The organism is Salinibacterium sp. NG253 (genome assembly GCF_015864945.1).
Lineage (GTDB): Bacteria > Actinomycetota > Actinomycetes > Actinomycetales > Microbacteriaceae > Rhodoglobus.
In genome coordinates this window covers 338,648-355,075 of record NZ_JADYWF010000001.1, presented here as the reverse complement: position 1 = coordinate 355,075, position 16,428 = coordinate 338,648, and the positions used below count along the sequence as shown (strand labels likewise).

At 58.8% G+C, this 16,428-nt stretch carries 16 protein-coding genes; 13 read left to right on the top strand and 3 right to left on the bottom strand.

All coding sequences use genetic code 11. The annotated features are described in order from the left end of the window. Positions 1 to 83 precede the first annotated feature (83 nt). From thrS to I6E52_RS01685, 13 genes are all read left to right on the top strand, one after another. The gene (thrS, locus tag I6E52_RS01745) at positions 84 to 1,997 is read left to right on the top strand and encodes a threonine--tRNA ligase (protein WP_231601854.1); all 1,914 of its coding nucleotides are present in this window, start codon (positions 84 to 86) and stop codon (positions 1,995 to 1,997) included. Between the two features lie 3 nt (positions 1,998 to 2,000). Then, complete coding sequence (locus I6E52_RS01740) at positions 2,001 to 2,564, top strand: HIT domain-containing protein (RefSeq protein ID WP_197154445.1); 564 nt, start codon at positions 2,001 to 2,003, stop codon at positions 2,562 to 2,564. A gap of 50 nt (positions 2,565 to 2,614) precedes the next feature. Further along, positions 2,615 to 3,517: a pyridoxal 5'-phosphate synthase lyase subunit PdxS gene (gene pdxS / locus I6E52_RS01735; RefSeq protein WP_197154443.1), complete on the top strand. Its 903-nt coding sequence runs from the start codon at positions 2,615 to 2,617 to the stop codon at positions 3,515 to 3,517. Then, complete coding sequence (gene pdxT / locus I6E52_RS01730; RefSeq protein WP_307842314.1) at positions 3,507 to 4,118, top strand: pyridoxal 5'-phosphate synthase glutaminase subunit PdxT; 612 nt, start codon at positions 3,507 to 3,509, stop codon at positions 4,116 to 4,118. The genes pdxS and pdxT overlap by 11 nt, the downstream gene beginning before the upstream one ends. Before the next feature lie 18 nt (positions 4,119 to 4,136). After that, positions 4,137 to 4,751 (top strand): hypothetical protein, encoded by a 615-nt coding sequence (locus I6E52_RS01725; protein ID WP_197154441.1) that lies wholly within the window; start codon positions 4,137 to 4,139, stop codon positions 4,749 to 4,751. Positions 4,752 to 4,802: 51 nt separating this feature from the next. Next, on the top strand, positions 4,803 to 5,561 hold the full coding sequence (locus I6E52_RS01720; RefSeq protein WP_197124565.1) for a YebC/PmpR family DNA-binding transcriptional regulator: 759 nt from the start codon (positions 4,803 to 4,805) through the stop codon (positions 5,559 to 5,561). 9 nt (positions 5,562 to 5,570) lie between these two features. Beyond that, positions 5,571 to 6,188, top strand: a complete 618-nt coding sequence (gene ruvC, locus I6E52_RS01715) for a crossover junction endodeoxyribonuclease RuvC (RefSeq protein ID WP_197156867.1) — start codon at positions 5,571 to 5,573, stop codon at positions 6,186 to 6,188. Continuing rightward, on the top strand, positions 6,185 to 6,802 hold the full coding sequence (gene ruvA / locus I6E52_RS01710) for a Holliday junction branch migration protein RuvA (RefSeq protein ID WP_197135627.1): 618 nt from the start codon (positions 6,185 to 6,187) through the stop codon (positions 6,800 to 6,802). Before ruvC ends, ruvA begins: the two co-directional genes overlap by 4 nt. Further along, positions 6,802 to 7,830 (top strand): Holliday junction branch migration DNA helicase RuvB, encoded by a 1,029-nt coding sequence (ruvB, locus tag I6E52_RS01705; RefSeq protein ID WP_197135625.1) that lies wholly within the window; start codon positions 6,802 to 6,804, stop codon positions 7,828 to 7,830. The genes ruvA and ruvB overlap by 1 nt, the downstream gene beginning before the upstream one ends. A 64-nt stretch (positions 7,831 to 7,894) precedes the next feature. Beyond that, the gene (yajC, locus tag I6E52_RS01700) at positions 7,895 to 8,314 is read left to right on the top strand and encodes a preprotein translocase subunit YajC (RefSeq protein WP_197105716.1); all 420 of its coding nucleotides are present in this window, start codon (positions 7,895 to 7,897) and stop codon (positions 8,312 to 8,314) included. A 109-nt stretch (positions 8,315 to 8,423) separates the two neighbouring features. Continuing rightward, positions 8,424 to 10,166 carry a protein translocase subunit SecD gene (gene secD, locus I6E52_RS01695; RefSeq protein ID WP_197154440.1) on the top strand — a complete coding sequence of 581 codons (1,743 nt, stop codon included), beginning with the start codon at positions 8,424 to 8,426 and terminating at the stop codon, positions 10,164 to 10,166. Beyond that, entirely contained in the window at positions 10,166 to 11,182 is a 1,017-nt protein-coding gene (secF, locus tag I6E52_RS01690; protein WP_197154439.1) for a protein translocase subunit SecF, read from the top strand. The genes secD and secF overlap by 1 nt, the downstream gene beginning before the upstream one ends. Before the next feature lie 112 nt (positions 11,183 to 11,294). Further along, a complete protein-coding gene (locus I6E52_RS01685) occupies positions 11,295 to 13,541 on the top strand; it encodes a bifunctional (p)ppGpp synthetase/guanosine-3',5'-bis(diphosphate) 3'-pyrophosphohydrolase (protein WP_197154438.1) in 2,247 nt (748 codons plus the stop codon). Here I6E52_RS01685 and I6E52_RS01680 read toward each other — a convergent pair. The 3 genes from I6E52_RS01680 to I6E52_RS01670 all read right to left on the bottom strand — a co-directional run bounded on the left by I6E52_RS01680 (position 13,538) and on the right by I6E52_RS01670 (position 16,300). After that, positions 13,538 to 14,110, bottom strand: a complete 573-nt coding sequence (locus I6E52_RS01680; RefSeq protein ID WP_197154437.1) for a hypothetical protein — start codon at positions 14,108 to 14,110, stop codon at positions 13,538 to 13,540. The genes I6E52_RS01685 and I6E52_RS01680 overlap by 4 nt on opposite strands. 82 nt (positions 14,111 to 14,192) lie before the next feature. Further along, a complete protein-coding gene (locus I6E52_RS01675) occupies positions 14,193 to 15,422 on the bottom strand; it encodes a DUF349 domain-containing protein (RefSeq protein WP_197154436.1) in 1,230 nt (409 codons plus the stop codon). Positions 15,423 to 15,505: 83 nt separating this feature from the next. Beyond that, positions 15,506 to 16,300 (bottom strand): peptidylprolyl isomerase, encoded by a 795-nt coding sequence (locus tag I6E52_RS01670; RefSeq protein ID WP_197154435.1) that lies wholly within the window; start codon positions 16,298 to 16,300, stop codon positions 15,506 to 15,508. Positions 16,301 to 16,428: the final 128 nt, after the last annotated feature.

Here is a 16,428-nt window from a genome sequence, read left to right as displayed (position 1 = left end):
CGCGGGGCTGTCGGTATCGCCGCTAAAGTTGTTGTGTGAGTAAGACTGGATTCGACCTATTTACCGACCGCAACGTCGTCGCCATGCGCGTCAACGGTGAGCTGAAAGACCTCGCCTCGACGGTGACCGACACGGATGAGGTCGAGGCAGTCACTATTGACTCTCCTGACGGACTCAACATCCTTCGCCATTCAGCGGCACACGTCGCAGCGCAGGCTGTTCAGACGATCAATCCTGCGGCGAAGCTGGGTATCGGCCCGCCGGTGACTGACGGTTTCTACTACGACTTTGATGTCGAAGAACCGTTTACGCCCGAAGACCTGAAGGCGATCAGCAAGGCGATGGATCGCATCATTCGTCAGGGGCAGCGCTTTCAGCGACGCGTTGTGACAGAAGCTGAAGCTCGTGCAGAGCTCGCGGACGAGCCATACAAACTTGAACTCATTGGTCTCAAAGGCGCCGTCGCCGAGGGCGATGCGGATGCCGACAACGAATCGGTCGAGGTCGGCGGTGCCGAACTCACCATCTATGACAACGTCGACGGCAAAACGGGCGAGGTCTACTGGAAAGACCTCTGCCGCGGACCGCACCTGCCGAATACCCGCATGATCGGTAATGGCTGGTCGCTCACGCGTACCGCCGCCGCGTACTGGCGTGGTTCTGAGAAGAACAAGCAGCTCCAGCGTGTGTATGGCACCGCGTGGCCGACGAAAGACGAGCTTCGTGAATACCAGGCTCGTCAAGAGGAAGCGCTCAAGCGCGACCATCGCAAGCTCGGTGCCGAGCTAGACCTGTTCTCCTTCCCCGACGAAATCGGTTCGGGTCTCGCTGTGTTCCACCCCAAGGGCGGAATTATCCGTCACGAGATGGAGAACTATTCGCGCACGCGTCACTTGCAAGAGGGCTACTCGTTCGTCAACACTCCTCACATCACCAAGGCAGCGTTGTTCGAGACCTCCGGTCACTTGGGTTGGTACAAGGACGGCATGTTCCCGCCGATGCACCTCGATGAGGGCCGCAACGAAGAGGGTGAGATCACTCGTCAGGGTGCTGACTACTACCTCAAGCCCATGAACTGCCCGATGCACATCCTGATTTACAAGTCGAGCGGTCGCTCGTACCGTGACTTACCGATGCGCCTCTTTGAGTTCGGCACTGTGTACCGCAACGAAAAGTCTGGTGTTATTCACGGCCTCACACGTGTTCGCGGCCTCACGATGGATGACGCGCACATTTTCACCACGAAGGAGGGGATGAAGGAGGAACTGACCAACACCCTCAACTTCGTTCTTTCCTTGCTGCGCGACTACGGTCTCACCGACTTCTATCTTGAGCTGTCAACGAAGGATCCTGAAAAGTACGTCGGTGATGACGACGTGTGGGACGAAGCGACGCAAACCCTCGCTGAGGTTGCAGCCGAGTCCGGTCTGGAACTTGTTCCTGACCCGGGTGGGGCGGCCTTCTACGGCCCCAAGATCTCGGTTCAGGCTCGCGATGCCATCGGACGTACGTGGCAGATGTCGACCGTGCAGCTCGACTTCAACCTTCCGGAGCGTTTCGAGCTCGAATACACGGCGGCGGATGGTTCACGCCAGCGCCCCGTGATGATCCATCGTGCGCTATTTGGCTCAATTGAGCGCTTCTTTGGAGTGCTCACCGAGCACTATGCCGGCGCGTTCCCTGTCTGGCTGTCGCCGGTTCAGGTTGTTGGCATCCCGGTTGCTGAAGCTTATGAAGAGTACTTGGGCGGCGTTATCGATCAGCTCAAGGCGCTCGGCGTTCGCGCCGAGCTAGATGACTCGAGTGAGCGCATGCAGAAGAAGATCCGCACTCACACGAAGTCGAAGATCCCGTTCCAGCTCATCGCTGGAGAACAGGATCAGGCTGCCGGTTCAGTGAGCTTCCGCTTCCGTGATGGAACTCAGGAGAATGGCATTCCAATTGCGGATGCGGTTACGCGCATCACTGACGCGATCGCGACGCGAGCGCAGGTTTAGTTCGTGCGCGACTACGACGGTTCGGAGTTGCCTGCGGGGGAGTCGAGTGCTGACTTCGCTGCAGTCCCGGACGCCTTTCAGCGACTCTGGACACCGCACCGCATCGCCTACATCATGGATCAGTCGCAGCCTGACAAGGACGACTGCCCCTTCTGCGTTGCGCCGACCCTTGACGACGAGAAGGCGCTTATTGTCGCGCGCGGTGAGCACGCTTTCGTTCTGCTCAACCTCTTCCCTTATAACAGCGGCCACCTCTTGGTGTGCCCCTATCGGCACGTGCCCTTGTACGACGAGGCGACGGATGAGGAGACGGCCGAGATCGCGTCACTCACTCAGACAGCGATGCGAGTGCTCCGCGAGACGTCGAAGGCTCACGGTTTCAATATCGGGATGAATCAGGGTGCGCTAGCCGGCGCCGGCATCGCCAACCACCTGCATCAGCATGTCGTGCCTCGTTGGGCAACTGATTCGAATTTCTTCCCGATTGTGGCCGGAACGAAGGCCATTCCTCGACTGCTTGGTGAGGTTCGCGAAGAACTAGCGAAGGCCTGGCCGACGAACCACTGAGTTCAGATTGGCTGCATTCTTTCGCGGCATCCGGTCTTAGCGTTGTAGCTATGAGCGAGAACACTTCATCCAACGAATCCGGTACAAGCCGCGTTAAGCGCGGACTGGCAGAAATGCTCAAGGGCGGCGTCATCATGGATGTCGTCAACGCAGAGCAGGCAAAGATTGCTGAGGATGCCGGCGCTGTCGCTGTGATGGCCCTCGAGCGCGTCCCCGCTGACATCCGTTCGCAGGGTGGAGTAGCTCGCATGAGTGACCCCGACCTCATCGACGGCATCATCGACGCCGTATCGATTCCGGTCATGGCCAAGGCCCGAATCGGGCACTTCGTTGAAGCTCAGGTTCTTCAGGCGCTCAAGGTCGACTACATCGACGAGTCCGAAGTTTTGAGCCCCGCCGACTACGTCAACCACATCGATAAGTGGAACTTCGACGTTCCCTTCGTCTGTGGCGCAACCAATCTTGGCGAGGCGCTTCGTCGCATCACCGAGGGTGCTGCGATGATCCGCTCGAAGGGCGAGGCAGGCACGGGCGACGTCTCTGAGGCGACCAAACACATCCGCACCATCAAGGGTCAGATCAACGAACTGCGCTCGAAGTCTGCTGACGAACTGTACGTTGCGGCCAAGGAACTTCAGGCTCCCTATGAGCTCGTGCGTGAAATCGCGGAGTCGGGAAAGCTTCCCGTTGTACTATTCACTGCCGGCGGCGTAGCGACTCCCGCTGATGCTGCTCTAATGATGCAACTCGGTGCCGATGGAGTGTTCGTCGGGTCCGGAATCTTCAAGTCGGGCAACCCGGCTCAGCGCGCTGCCGCAATCGTGAAGGCGACGACCTTCTTCGACGACCCGAGCGTGATCGCTGCTGCTTCGCGCGGACTTGGTGAGGCCATGGTTGGCATCAACGTGTCTGACCTTGCTGCTCCCCACCGTCTCTCTGAGCGTGGCTGGTAGTCAGCTGGTCGATCAGCTCCCTATCGGAGTACTAGCTCTTCAAGGTGACTTTCGTGAACACCTCGCTGTGCTTGAGTTGCTGGGCGAAACCGCAATCGCGGTCAAGACCCCTCAGCAGCTTGAGCACATCGCTGGGCTTATCATTCCTGGCGGAGAGTCGAGCGTGATCGACAAACTCTCTCGTCTCTATGGACTGTATGACCCGTTACGCGAAGCGATTGCGGGCGGGCTTCCTGTCTACGGCACGTGCGCTGGGTTGATCATGCTCGCTGACACCGTGCTGGACTCGATCGACGGCCAACGGTCTTTTGGTGGGCTGGATGTTGTGGTGCGCCGGAATGCGTTCGGGTCGCAGACAGACTCCTTCGAGACGGACATCCGCGTTCCAGAGTTGGGCGACGTGCCCGTGCATGCGATATTCATTCGGGCCCCGGTAGTGGAATCCGTGGGGGCGAAAGCACGAGCAATTGCCACGCTCGACGACGGCAGGATTGTGGCTGTTGAGCAGGGGAACGTTCTCGGAACGTCCTTTCATCCAGAGATCACCGGCGACACTCGTTTTCACGAGTACTTTATTTCTCGCGTGCGCGCCAGCGGATAGATCCTGCATCATGGGGGAATGCAACTGTATGCAGATCACCCCGCCCGCAGAGCTCGCCAGGTCACGGTCGACGTGCTCTCACTTGCTTTCATCGTTGTGTGGATTGCGATTGCCGTGTGGGTATATCAACTCATCGCAGCCTTCCAGCAGCTTGGTGTGCAGATGCAGGATGCCGGTGCCGGTTTTCGATCGACGATGGTGGAACTAGGGGACACCCTCGGCGCCGTTCCTTTGATCGGATCGGGCATCCGCACCCCTTTTGATGGCGCGAGCGATGCCGGAGCTGCATTGGAGGCCGCAGGCCAGAGTCAGCAGGAGACCGTTCTGGCTGCGGCAACGCTAATTGGAGTGTTCATCGGTGTGGTTCCGGTTGTGCTGATTTTGCTCGTCTGGTTACTGCCGCGGGTTCGCTTCGCGGTACGCGCTACTGAAGCTAAGAAGGTTCTCGCCACTCCCGGTGGTGCCGATCTGCTTGCGCTTCGGGCGCTCGCCTCGCAGAATTTGACGGCTTTGTCTCAGGTCTCTGCGGACCCGGCCGCCGAGTGGCGGGCAGGAAATACCACGACCGTTGCACTGCTAGCCCAACTCCAATTGAGCGAGCTCGGCGTGCGCACGAGAGTCGATCGGTCGTAGGGCGGGGATTCGCGCACGCGAGACTGCTCGAGGCCGGATAGAATAGCCGTCATGTCAGGGCATTCTAAATGGGCAACTACCAAGCACAAGAAGGCGATTACTGATTCTCGCCGCGCGAAGTCATTCGCGAAATTGATCAAGAATATCGAGGTCGCTGCCAAGATTGGCGGAGCGGACCTTGCGGGCAACCCGACTCTTGTCGACGCCATTCAAAAGGCTAAAAAGACGTCGGTTCCCAATGACAACATCGATCGTGCGGTCAAGCGTGGCTCCGGCCAGCTTGGCGACGCCATCGAGTATCTCAACATCATGTACGAGGGCTATGGTCCCAACGGTGTTGCTCTCCTGGTCGAATGTCTTACCGACAACAAGAACCGCGCCGCGGCCGATGTTCGCACGATCATGAGCCGCAACGGTGGCTCGTTGGCCGATCCCGGCAGCGTCGCTTACAACTTTGAACGCAAGGGCGTCATCTCGATCACCAAGACTGAGGGCGTCACCGAAGACGACATTCTTATGGCAGTACTCGACGCTGGTGCTGAAGAAGTTATGAACCACGGTCAAGGCTTTGAAGTCATCACCGATACAGCTCACCTTGTTGAGTCGCGTAACGCGCTTCAAGAGGCTGGCATCGACTATGACGCCTCGGAGGCCGAGTTCGTTCCGAACGTCAAGGTTGAAGTTGACGCAGACACGGCGCGCAAAGTGTTCAAGTTGATTGATGCGCTTGAAGAGTCCGACGACGTTCAGAACATCTACTCCAACTTTGACATCACGCCTGAGGTTCAAGCCGAGCTTGACGAGGACTAGTCGATGACGCTGCGTGTGATCGGGATCGATCCCGGGCTCACGCGGTGCGGCATCGGTGTGGTCGATGTTGCGCCCAATCGTCGTGCGACTTTGGTGTACGTCGGGGTAGTCCGTACTCCGCCAGCAATGGCATTGGAAGAGCGGTTGCGCGAGATCGGCGACGGTATTGACGCCATCATCGCCGAGTTCGCTCCGCAGCAGCTCGCCCTTGAGCGAGTCTTCGCCCAAAACAATGTGAGCACAGTGATGGGCACGGCCCAGGCCAGTGGCGTCGCGATGTATGTCGCCGCACGTCACGGCATCCCGGTGACCTTGCATACGCCTACCGAAGTGAAGCTTGCCATTACGGGATATGGCGGTGCGGAGAAGAAGCAAGTAGGCGCCATGGTCGCGCGCGTGCTCGGTCTTGCCGAAGCGCCGAAACCAGCGGATGCCGCAGATGCGTGTGCTCTGGCAATCTGCGGTGCGTGGAAGAGCGGTCCTGGTTTCGCGGCAGCACCTGTCCCCGCTGGCCTCGGAGTGAGGGATGCAGCGCCGGCATCGTCACGCTCAACCGGGCTCACCCCCGCTCAGGAGGCGTGGCGGTCAGCAGAGAAGTCAGCGGGTGCTCGTAGGCTGAACCTATGATTTCTTCCCTTCGTGGCACCGTTCTCGCCGCGGTCGGAACTTCGCTGGTTGTTGAGGTCGGGGGAGTCGGCCTGAGCGTGAGCGTAACTCCCGAACACGCCTTGTCCGTGCGGGTGGGCGCTGAAGCCCAACTCAACACAGCGTTAATCGTGCGAGAAGACGATTTAGCCCTCTATGGTTTTCGCACGACTGACGAGCTCGAGGTATTCAACTTGTTGCGTGGTGTCACCGGTGTAGGGCCCAAGAGCGCGATGGGCGTGCTGGCGGCGTTGGCCCCCGACGATGTGGCGCGCGCGGTTGCTGAAGAAAACGACTCCGCGTTCCGCAAAGTGTCGGGTATCGGGCCCAAGACCGCCAAGCTCATCGTGTTGAACTTGGCAGGCAAGCTCATCGTGTCCGCACGCCGACCCGCTGCTGCCGCGCCGCGTTCCACCTCTGTGTCCGAACAGGTGTCATTGGCGCTCCAAGGTTTGGGCTGGGCAGAGAAACTTGCGCAACCCGCAGCGGAAGGTGCCGTTCAGGATGCCGACGAGTCGGAGCAGAGTGATGTGCAGGCCATTCTTCGTCGTGCACTGCTGCTCGTTGGTTCGCAGACCGGCAAGGCTGGTCTCTAATGCTGGATAACGACGACGTCGTCACTTCAGGCGTCGAGTCGGATGCCGAACTCGCTTTCGAGGGTGCCCTGCGCCCCAAGTCTCTTGACGAGTTTGTCGGGCAGACCAAAGTGCGCGGACAACTTCAATTGCTCTTGCGCGCGGCTGCGATGCAGAATCGCACCGCAGACCACATTCTTCTTGCCGGCCCTCCTGGGCTCGGCAAGACTACGTTGGCGATGATCGTCGCCCATGAGAGCGACCGCCCGCTGCGCATGTCGAGCGGCCCTGCAATTCAACATGCTGGTGATCTGGCGGCGGTGTTGTCGTCGCTGCTTCCCGGCGAAGTGCTCTTTATCGATGAGATTCATCGCATGGCGCGCTCCGCAGAGGAGATGCTCTACCTCGCGATGGAAGACTTCCGCATCGACATCATGGTGGGCAAGGGGGCGGGAGCGACATCCATCCCGCTCGATATCGCGCCCTTTACTCTGGTCGGTGCCACGACGCGGTCGGGTCTTTTGCCGAACCCGTTGCGCGATCGTTTTGGTTTTACAGCCCACCTTGAGTTCTACGATGAAGGGGAACTTGAGCGAGTGTTGGCTCGAGCCGCGACGATGTTGGAACTCGATATCGATAAAGAAGCGATCGCGGAGATTGCCGGCCGTTGTCGGGGCACTCCTCGCATCGCCAATCGCTTGCTTCGTCGGGTGCGCGACTATGCGCTTGTCAACGGCATTCCCGCCAGCACGGATGCGGTACGCGCGGCACTCGAACTGTACGACGTCGACGAGCGTGGCCTCGATCGTCTTGACCGCGCCGTGATGCACACGGTGCTCAGTCGCTTCGATGGGGGACCAGTCGGGCTTAGTACCCTTGCGGTTTCGGTTGGTGAAGAAGCCGAGACAGTCGAGTCAGTAGTCGAGCCGTTCCTGGTTCGGATCGGATTGCTGTCTCGCACGCCGCGAGGCCGAGTGGCAACGCGCGCGGCGTGGGAACATTTTGGAATGGCTGACAGGAATTCGTCGCTGTTCAGCGATGAACTATAGTTTTACTGGCTTAACACGCGCATCAGCTTGAGCGCCAGGCCCACAGACCACCGAAAGGTACCTCATGGATCCTCTTTCTATTGCGATGCTCGCCATCCTCGGCGTGCTCATCTTCTTCATGTTCCGCAACAGCCGTAAGCGCAAAGCTCAGATGGAAGAACTGCGTGAGCAGATGATTCCTGGCGTCGAGGTCATGACCAACTTCGGTCTCTTTGGAACTCTCATCACGATGGACACTGTCAAGAACGAAGCTGAGATCGAAATCAGCAAGGGCGTTATCGTCAAGGTCCACAGCCAGACTCTTGCGAAGGTTGTCGCTGAAGACGCCGTCGAAGATGGTTCACCTCGTTCGGTTGAAGAAGCGATGGAAATCGCTAACCGCGAAGCAGCAGAGCGCGAAGCTGCTGGCGAAGCTGCTGTGTCCGAGACCGACCCGGAGTTCGGCGAGCTTTCCGACTCTAAAGACGACAAGTCGTCTAAGTAGAAGAACGAGTTCCAGTAACCCACTAGTGTTGAGAGTCGTCCTCCCCGGGGGCGACTGTCCAACGGCGTGCGATCCTGCACTGCTCTGTCAAGAAAGCTGAGTCAAATAGGTGGCAAGAACAACCCCTGTGAAAAACGCGTGGCGAGCCATCGTCTGGCTCACAGCACTCACGGTGGGGCTCACCGTTTTGATCGGTGCTGGCTCCATGTTTGGCTCGGCCTCATGGGCCCCGAAGCTAGCGCTTGACCTCGAGGGCGGAACGCAAATTGTTCTCGCTCCTCAACTCGAGAGTGGCCAGACGGTAACCGGCGAGCAACTCACGCAGGCCGTATCGATCATTCGTGATCGAGTCGATGCGAGTGGTGTTGCTGAAGCAGAGGTGACTACTCAAGGCGCCAGCAACGTTGTGGTGTCGATTCCCGGCATTCCGGATGAAGAGACGCTCAAGCGCATTCAATCGTCCGCAAAGCTCGAGTTCCGCCCGGTTCTGTACACGGATGTCGCTCCAACGGCGACGGCGACAGAAACGCCCGATCCCACAGACACGGCGACCGCCGACGGCGAAACGGCAACTCCTACTCCCGAGCCCACGCTCGCGACTACGCCGACCGCAGTTCCTACTGACGCCAGTGACCTCAACTGGATTACTGAGGCGCTGTTCGACGATTTCACCAACTTCGATTGTGCGTCGCTGGACAACTTCAGCGTTGCGCCCGCTGCTGAGCCGCTCATCACGTGTGACTCTGACGGGCTCTACAAGTACATTCTCGGCCCTGTAGAGGTTGAAGGAAGCACGATCACGGACGCTTCGAGTGGGCTTGTGACAAGCTCGCAAGGCGTCAGCACCGGCCAGTGGGGCGTATTCCCCACATTCAACGCTGAAGGCACTGCGGACGTCGCCGAGATGACGACTCGCCTCTTCGGCTTCGATGAGACAGACCCCCGCAACCGTTTCGGAATCGTTCTCGATGGTCAGGTCATTTCGGCTCCGACCACGCAGGGAATCATCACGGGCGGTAACCCACAGATCTCCGGAAGCTTTACGCAGGAGTCTGCAGAGATCCTCGCTGACCAGCTCAAGTTCGGTGCGTTGCCTATCGGCTTCGAAGTTCAGAGCAGCGAAAACATTTCGGCAACCTTGGGTAGCAACCAGTTGAACTCTGGTTTGATCGCCGGGCTCATCGGTCTCCTTCTCGTTGTCATCTACTCGCTCTTCCAATACCGACTTCTTGGTCTGGTCACGGTGGCGTCGCTCATCGTCGCTGGAGTACTCACGTACCTGGTGATTGCGTACCTGTCGTGGCGTCATGGCTACCGCCTCTCGCTCGCTGGTGTTGCTGGGCTTATCGTGGCCATCGGTTTCACTGCGGACTCCTTCATCGTCTACTTCGAGCGGATTCGAGACGAACTCCGCGATGGACGTTCGTTGACCGGTGCGGTTGAGGCAGGCTGGAAGCGCGCATTGCGCACGATCTTCGCCGCCAAGGCAGTCAACCTGCTTTCCGCTGTGGTGCTCTTTGTTCTTGCCGTCGGCAACGTTCGAGGTTTCGCGCTCACTCTGGGAATTACGACAGTCATTGACGTTCTGGTTGTGGTGCTGTTCACGCACCCGGTCTTGCAACTGCTTGCGACCACACGGTTCTTCTCGAGCGGTCACCGCTTGAGCGGGCTCGATCCCAACGCGCTCGGCGCAATCTATCGTGGGCGAGCACAATTCCGCACCCCGGTCGCCTCGAAGAACAAGACGGGCGCCAGCCGTGAAGCTGCGCGTCGACAGACTATTGCCGAACGTAAGGCTGCTGAGCTGACAGGCACTTCATCCGATGCCAGCTCAGATGGAAAGGACTCCTGATGGCTAGCTTCTCTAAGTTTGGCAACGACCTCTACACCGGCGATGTATCGATCAACTTCATCGGTCGCCGCAAGGTTTGGTACACGCTCGCAGCGGTATTGCTTGCAATTTCTATCGTCGTGCCGGCGCTGCGCGGCGGTTATGTCTTCGGTATCGAGTTCACCGGTGGATCGCAGTTTCAGATTGACTCCGTTGAGCAGCTTTCGGATCCGGACGCCAACGCGGAAGCGCAGACGCTGGCAACCGACACTGTTATTGATGTTGTAGCGGATGCTGACCCCAAGGTCACAGTTATCGGCACTGGCTCGCTTCGTATTCAGACGGAGCAGCTCGAGACCGACGAGTCGAACGCTGTGCGCGATGCGCTTGCTGATGCATTCGGCGTTGATAACGACCTTGTTGCTGCATCCTTTGTTGGCCCCTCGTGGGGCGCTGACATCACAAGTTCAGCCCTTCGTGCACTCATCGTGTTTATCGCTCTCGCAGCGATCATGATGGCGATCTATTTCCGCACCTGGAAGATGTCGATCGCCGCAATGATTGCTTTGCTTCACGACATCGTGATCACTGCTGGTGTGTATGGCGTGTTCGGTTTCGAGATCACTCCGTCGGCGGTGATCGGATTCCTTACGATCCTAGGCTTCTCGCTATATGACACGGTTGTGGTGTTCGACAAGATCCGCGAGAACACGTCAGAAGACGGCTCCGAGTCTCGCCGCACCTTCGCAGAATCGGTGAACCTCGCGGTAAACCAGACTCTCGTGCGTTCCATCAATACGGGTGTCGTTGCTGCACTGCCTGTCGCCGCCATCCTGTTCATCGGTGCGTATGTGCTCGGGGCAGGAACACTTCGTGACATCGCTCTCGCGCTGTTCATCGGAATTATTGTCGGCACCTATTCCACGATCTTTATCGCCGCTCCGCTCTATGCCCAGTTCCGCCAGAACGAGCCAGCGATCCTCAGCCGCACCAAGCGGCTGACCGCTGCCCGTGCTGCAGACAAGGGCGGCAAGTAGCCACTGTGGGCGCACGAACGGTTGTTTGTGCGCAAGCAAAAACGCTCGCTCGTTGCGGTCGTGAACTTCGTGCCATCAAACGCGTCCTAGAATCGATTTAGGAGGTAGCGGAATGAGCGATTCGCAGCAGTCATCAGCTTCTTTTCGCGCGCTCCTTCCGCGTCTGTTCTCGCGAGCTCAACCGGCAGGTTCGGTCGAGAAACTTCTGCGAACCGTCAAGGCGAGTCACCCCAAGGCAAACCTTGCTCTGATCGAGCGAGCATATGCCGCAGCATTTAGGGCGCATGACGGCCAGAAGCGTAAGAGCGGTGAGCCGTACATTACCCACCCCATCGCCGTTGCGCAGATTCTTGCGGAGTTGGGCATTGGTGAGAAGACGATTGCTGCTGCGCTCCTGCATGACACGGTAGAAGACACCGCGTATTCTCTCGACGAGCTTCGCCTCGAGTTCGGCGATGAGATCGCCATGCTCGTTGATGGAGTCACCAAGCTCGACAAGGTCAAATACGGGGACAGCGCTCAGGCAGAAACTGTTCGCAAGATGATCGTCGCGATGTCGAAAGACATTCGCGTGCTCGTAATCAAGCTTGCCGACCGTCTCCACAATGCGCGTACGTGGGGTTTCGTTCCCCGCGAGTCTGCCTCGCGCAAGGCGCAAGAGACCCTTGAGATTTACGCGCCGCTCGCGCACCGGCTTGGTATTCAGGCGATGAAAACTGAGCTTGAGGATCTTTCCTTCGCGGTATTGCATCCCAAGATCTATGTCGAGATCGAAAGCTTGGTCTCCAAGCGAACCCCGCAACGTGACGAATTCGTCAAGCAGGTTATCGCGTCGGTAAAAGACGACCTCAGGACTTCACGAATCAAGGGAACCGTTGCCGGCAGGCCCAAACAGTATTACTCGATTTACCAGAAGATGATTTTGCGTGGTCGCGAGTTTGACGAGATTTACGATCTCGTCGGTATTCGGGTGCTCGTGAATTCGGTACGCGATTGCTATGCAGTGCTCGGATCGATCCACGCGCGCTGGAATCCGATTCCTGGTCGTTTCAAGGACTACATCGCAACTCCCAAGTTCAACCTGTATCAGTCACTTCACACCACAGTAATCGGTCCAGATGGTCGTGCCGTCGAGATCCAAATTCGTACGAACGAGATGCACCACCGCGCTGAATTCGGCGTCGCTGCGCATTGGAAGTACAAGGACCGCGCTGCTGGTAAGGCGATCGAGTCGGGTCCCGCGGACAATGACATGGCGTGGCTCGCGCACATCACTGACTGGCAGGCAGAAACCTCTGACCCCAGTGAGTTCCTCGAGTCGCTTCGTTTCGAAATTGGCGCCAAAGAGGTATACGTCTTCACGCCTCAGGGCAAGGTAATTGGCCTGCCCGCAGGCGCTACCCCTGTCGACTTTGCCTACGCAGTGCACACGGAGATTGGCCACCGCACCATGGGCGCCAAGGTCAACGGACGTCTGGTCCCTCTAGAGACTGAACTCAACAGCGGGGACTCCGTCGAAGTCTTCACATCGAAGAGTCCGGATGCGGCACCAAGCCAGGACTGGCTTGGCTTCGTGAAGAGCACGCGTGCGCGCAATAAAATCCGCGCCTGGTTCACGAAGGAACGCCGAGACGAGGCTATCGAGCAAGGCAAAGATGCCATCGCTCGAGCGATGCGCAAGCAGAATATGCCGCTTCAGAAGCTCATGAGCCAGGAGTCCTTCGCGGAACTGGCTGCAAACATGCGCTACGAAGACGTCTCCGCGCTGTACGCAGCGGTTGGCGAGGGGCATATCTCGACCCAATCGGTTATCGAGAAGCTAGTCGGTTCTCTCAGTTCCGGAACTGAAGAAGACGATGGCGAACTAACCTTCCCCGCAGCCGGCAAGTTGCGACCGTACAAGCATTCAGATTCCGGAATTCTGGTGCGCGGTGCCCCGGACATTCTGGTGAAGTTGGCGCGCTGTTGCACCCCCGTTCCTGGCGATGAGGTTGTCGGTTTCGTTACTCGTGGAGCCGGCGTTTCAGTTCACCGGGCGGACTGCAAGAACGTGCAGTCGCTTCTCGACGAGCCTGAGCGCATGATCGAGGTCGAGTGGGCCCCGACCTCAAAGAGTTTGTTCCTCGTCCAAATCCAAGTTGAGGCTCTCGACCGGGCTGGACTGCTCTCTGACATCACCAAAGTGCTCAGCGAGACCCATGTCAACATCCTCTCCGCGACCGTGAATACGTCGACGGCCCGACTCGCGATCAGCAAATTCGTATTCGAGATGGGCGACACCACTCACTTGGACCGCGTGCTCAATGCCGTACGGCGCGTAGATGCCGTCTACGACGTCTATAGGGTCAATAGCGGCTAGCTCGCTGAGGCCAGCGGTGCGGGGGACTCCAGTGCCGCCAAGCGCGCAAGAGCGATGCGCTTCTGCGGCAAGTTTCGGCGCGCAGTGAGGGAATCGACGCATTGCTTGAAGTTGAGTTTGCCCTCCGTAATGAGCACTCTGACCGCTGCCTCTTGTCGTGGCCCGAACGGTTCGCTAAAGCGGACAAGATCGAGCACAGTGCGTAGCCGTGAAGTGACGCTGACGCCAGACACCGTATCGATGTCGTCGTCGGTGATCACGACTTCTCTGAGCACTGCGTTCAAACTAGGGTGCGGGCGAGTGCGTGCACCGATAGCGACGCACAACTGATGGCGCGGTGGGGGATTGAGGGCAGCACCCCATACCCACGCAGCGGTCATCTGTTCCGCAATGATTCGGGCGTCGAGGACCACCCCGAGCGCTCGCGCCCGCAGATGAATCGTGTCGAACTCATCAATGGGGCAGAAGCACTGGTCGAGAGCGAACAGCTCGCCGTCGAGCGCGGCACATTGCAGTTCCGCTAGCGGCAAATCAATCGAGCTCAACACTGGGGGGAGTCGTGGTGTCATGCCTCTATCGTGCGGTCGGAAGCAACCGCACGAAAGCCAGACCTGCGATTCGGTGGAGAACTAATCGCCTGTGGAGAACAAGCTACTTGAGGGCGCCCAACCATGCCTTGCGGGCATCGAGTGCGTCTTGTGCTGCAGCAATCTTCTTCGCATTGCCGGTCGCCTGGGCGTCGGCGAGTTCGGCCTCAAGCTTGGCGATAGCTTCGTTGAGCTGACCCAAGAAGCCCTCTGACCGTTCTTGACGCTCAGGGTTGTTCTTGTGCCAGTGATCCTCGTCGAGCTTGCGAACGGCAGCCTCAACCTTGCGGAGACGCTCTTCGGCAGTCTTGATCTTGTCGCGGGGAACTTTGCCAATCTCATCCCAGCGCTTTTGGATCGAGAGCAGAGTCTTCTTCGCGTGCACGCGATCTGTCGCTTTCAGCAGCGGCTCGGCTTCCTCGAGCAGCGCTTTCTTCAGTTCCCAATTTGCGGTGAACTCGACGTTGTCTTGTGCATCAACCTCTGACTTGGCGGCGTAGAGCACATCGCCAGCCTGCTTGAATTTGGCCCAGAGGGCGTCGTCAAACTTCTTGCCTGCGCGGCCGGCAGCCTTCCAGCTATCGAGGAGTCGACGATACGTATGGATGCCCTCGACGCCCTGCGCCGCGAGAGATTCTGCTTCATCGACGAGAGCTTGTTTGTCGGCGCGAGCCTTTTTGTGGGCGGAATCTAGTTCTGCGAAGAACGCGCGGCGGTGGGTATCGATCGTGCTGCGTGCCGCACGGAATCGTTTCCACAGCTCATTAGCTTCGTTCTTGGGCAGGCGAGGGCCGTCGGCTTGGTGAGCCTTCCAGCGCGCAAAAATGTCATCCATTTGCGCGGTGACTTGCTTCCACTGGGCTTTGGCCGGATCGCCGGCAGCGAGTGTCTCTGCTTCAACAACGAGTGCGCTGCGGGCAGCAATTGCCTCCGTGAGGGCAGCTTTTGCTTCTTCGCTTTGCTGTTCGGTGAGCTTAGATACAGAACCGCCAAGCGCCTGCACTCGCGTAAGCAGCGCTGCGAGGTCGCCGACAGCGTTCGCTGTGGCAATCGACTCGTTGAGGGCTGTAACAGCTTTCGCAACGTCAGAGGCGGGAGCGCCGTTCTTGACCCGCTGTTCAAGTAACGTCACTTGCCCAGCAAGTTCGTGATACTTGCGGGTGAAGTAGGCCAATGCCTCTTCGGGAGTTCCGTCAGGATACTGGCCGACGGCACGTTCGCCGTCCGCCTCGCGGACGAATACGGTGCCTGTCTCGTCGACGCGGCCCCACTCGTTCTGGTTCTCTGTAGCCAATTACTTCACCTTGCTGCTTATGCCGGAAGTTGCTGCCGGGTTACCCAAGCTTAGGACAACCGTGCTCACGGTCGCTGACGCTGTTATTGGATCGTGAAGCCCGTGATGCTTGTGGCAGTCACCGGAGCCCCGTCTTGGGCATCGTCAACGATGCCGCCAGCGACGATCTCTGATTGGAGAGCGTCGAGTCCAGAGGTGACCTGACCCACGATGCTGTAGCCGCCGGCAGTGTCATCAGGAATGATCGCGTCGTCGAAGACGATGAAGAACTGGCGGCCATTCGAGAAAGCGTCGTCTCCAGTTCGCGCCATGGCGATTGTGCCAGCGGGGTAGAAGCCGCCAACTCCAGAGTTCTCAACGGGGCCGTAGGCGTAGTCGGGGTCACCGGCACCCGTGCCATCGAGCGATCCACACTGAATCAATCCGGCACTGTCGGTGACGACCATTCGGTGGCACGTGGTGCCGACGTAATAATCGGACGCCGCGGAGTCCACGAGGGATGCCACGGCTTGCGGTGCTGCTGCACCATCGAGTTCGATGCCGAGTACGGCATCGTTGAGGGTGAGTTCACCGGTCCACATGCGGGCTTCGGCGAGAGCAGGATCCGGAACATCCCCGACGTTGCCGGATTCAGTGGCTTCAGGCTCTTCGGTAAATGACGGTGCTGGCTCGGGAGTACCCGGGCCAGCGGAGAAGTAGAAGACCTGAGCGGTGGCTACGAGCGCGATGATGACGAGCCCGACACCCACAGCGAGAACGTTGTCGCGCTTGCGACGGGCTACGGTCTGTTCGTGAACGGACCCACGCGCAGTGTAGAGGCGCAGCCGTTCCCGAGCTTCTCGTTGCTCACGTGAATGCTTCTTGCTGGATGCCACCATTACTCCTTGAAGAATCGCGGACGTCGCCGCTGTCGTAGGAACGCCACAATGAACCTTACGGTCTCGCGGGAATCTCAGCCAAACGCCACGACGCCGGAACGTAATGAAGCTGCGCTGTGCAGACGGTC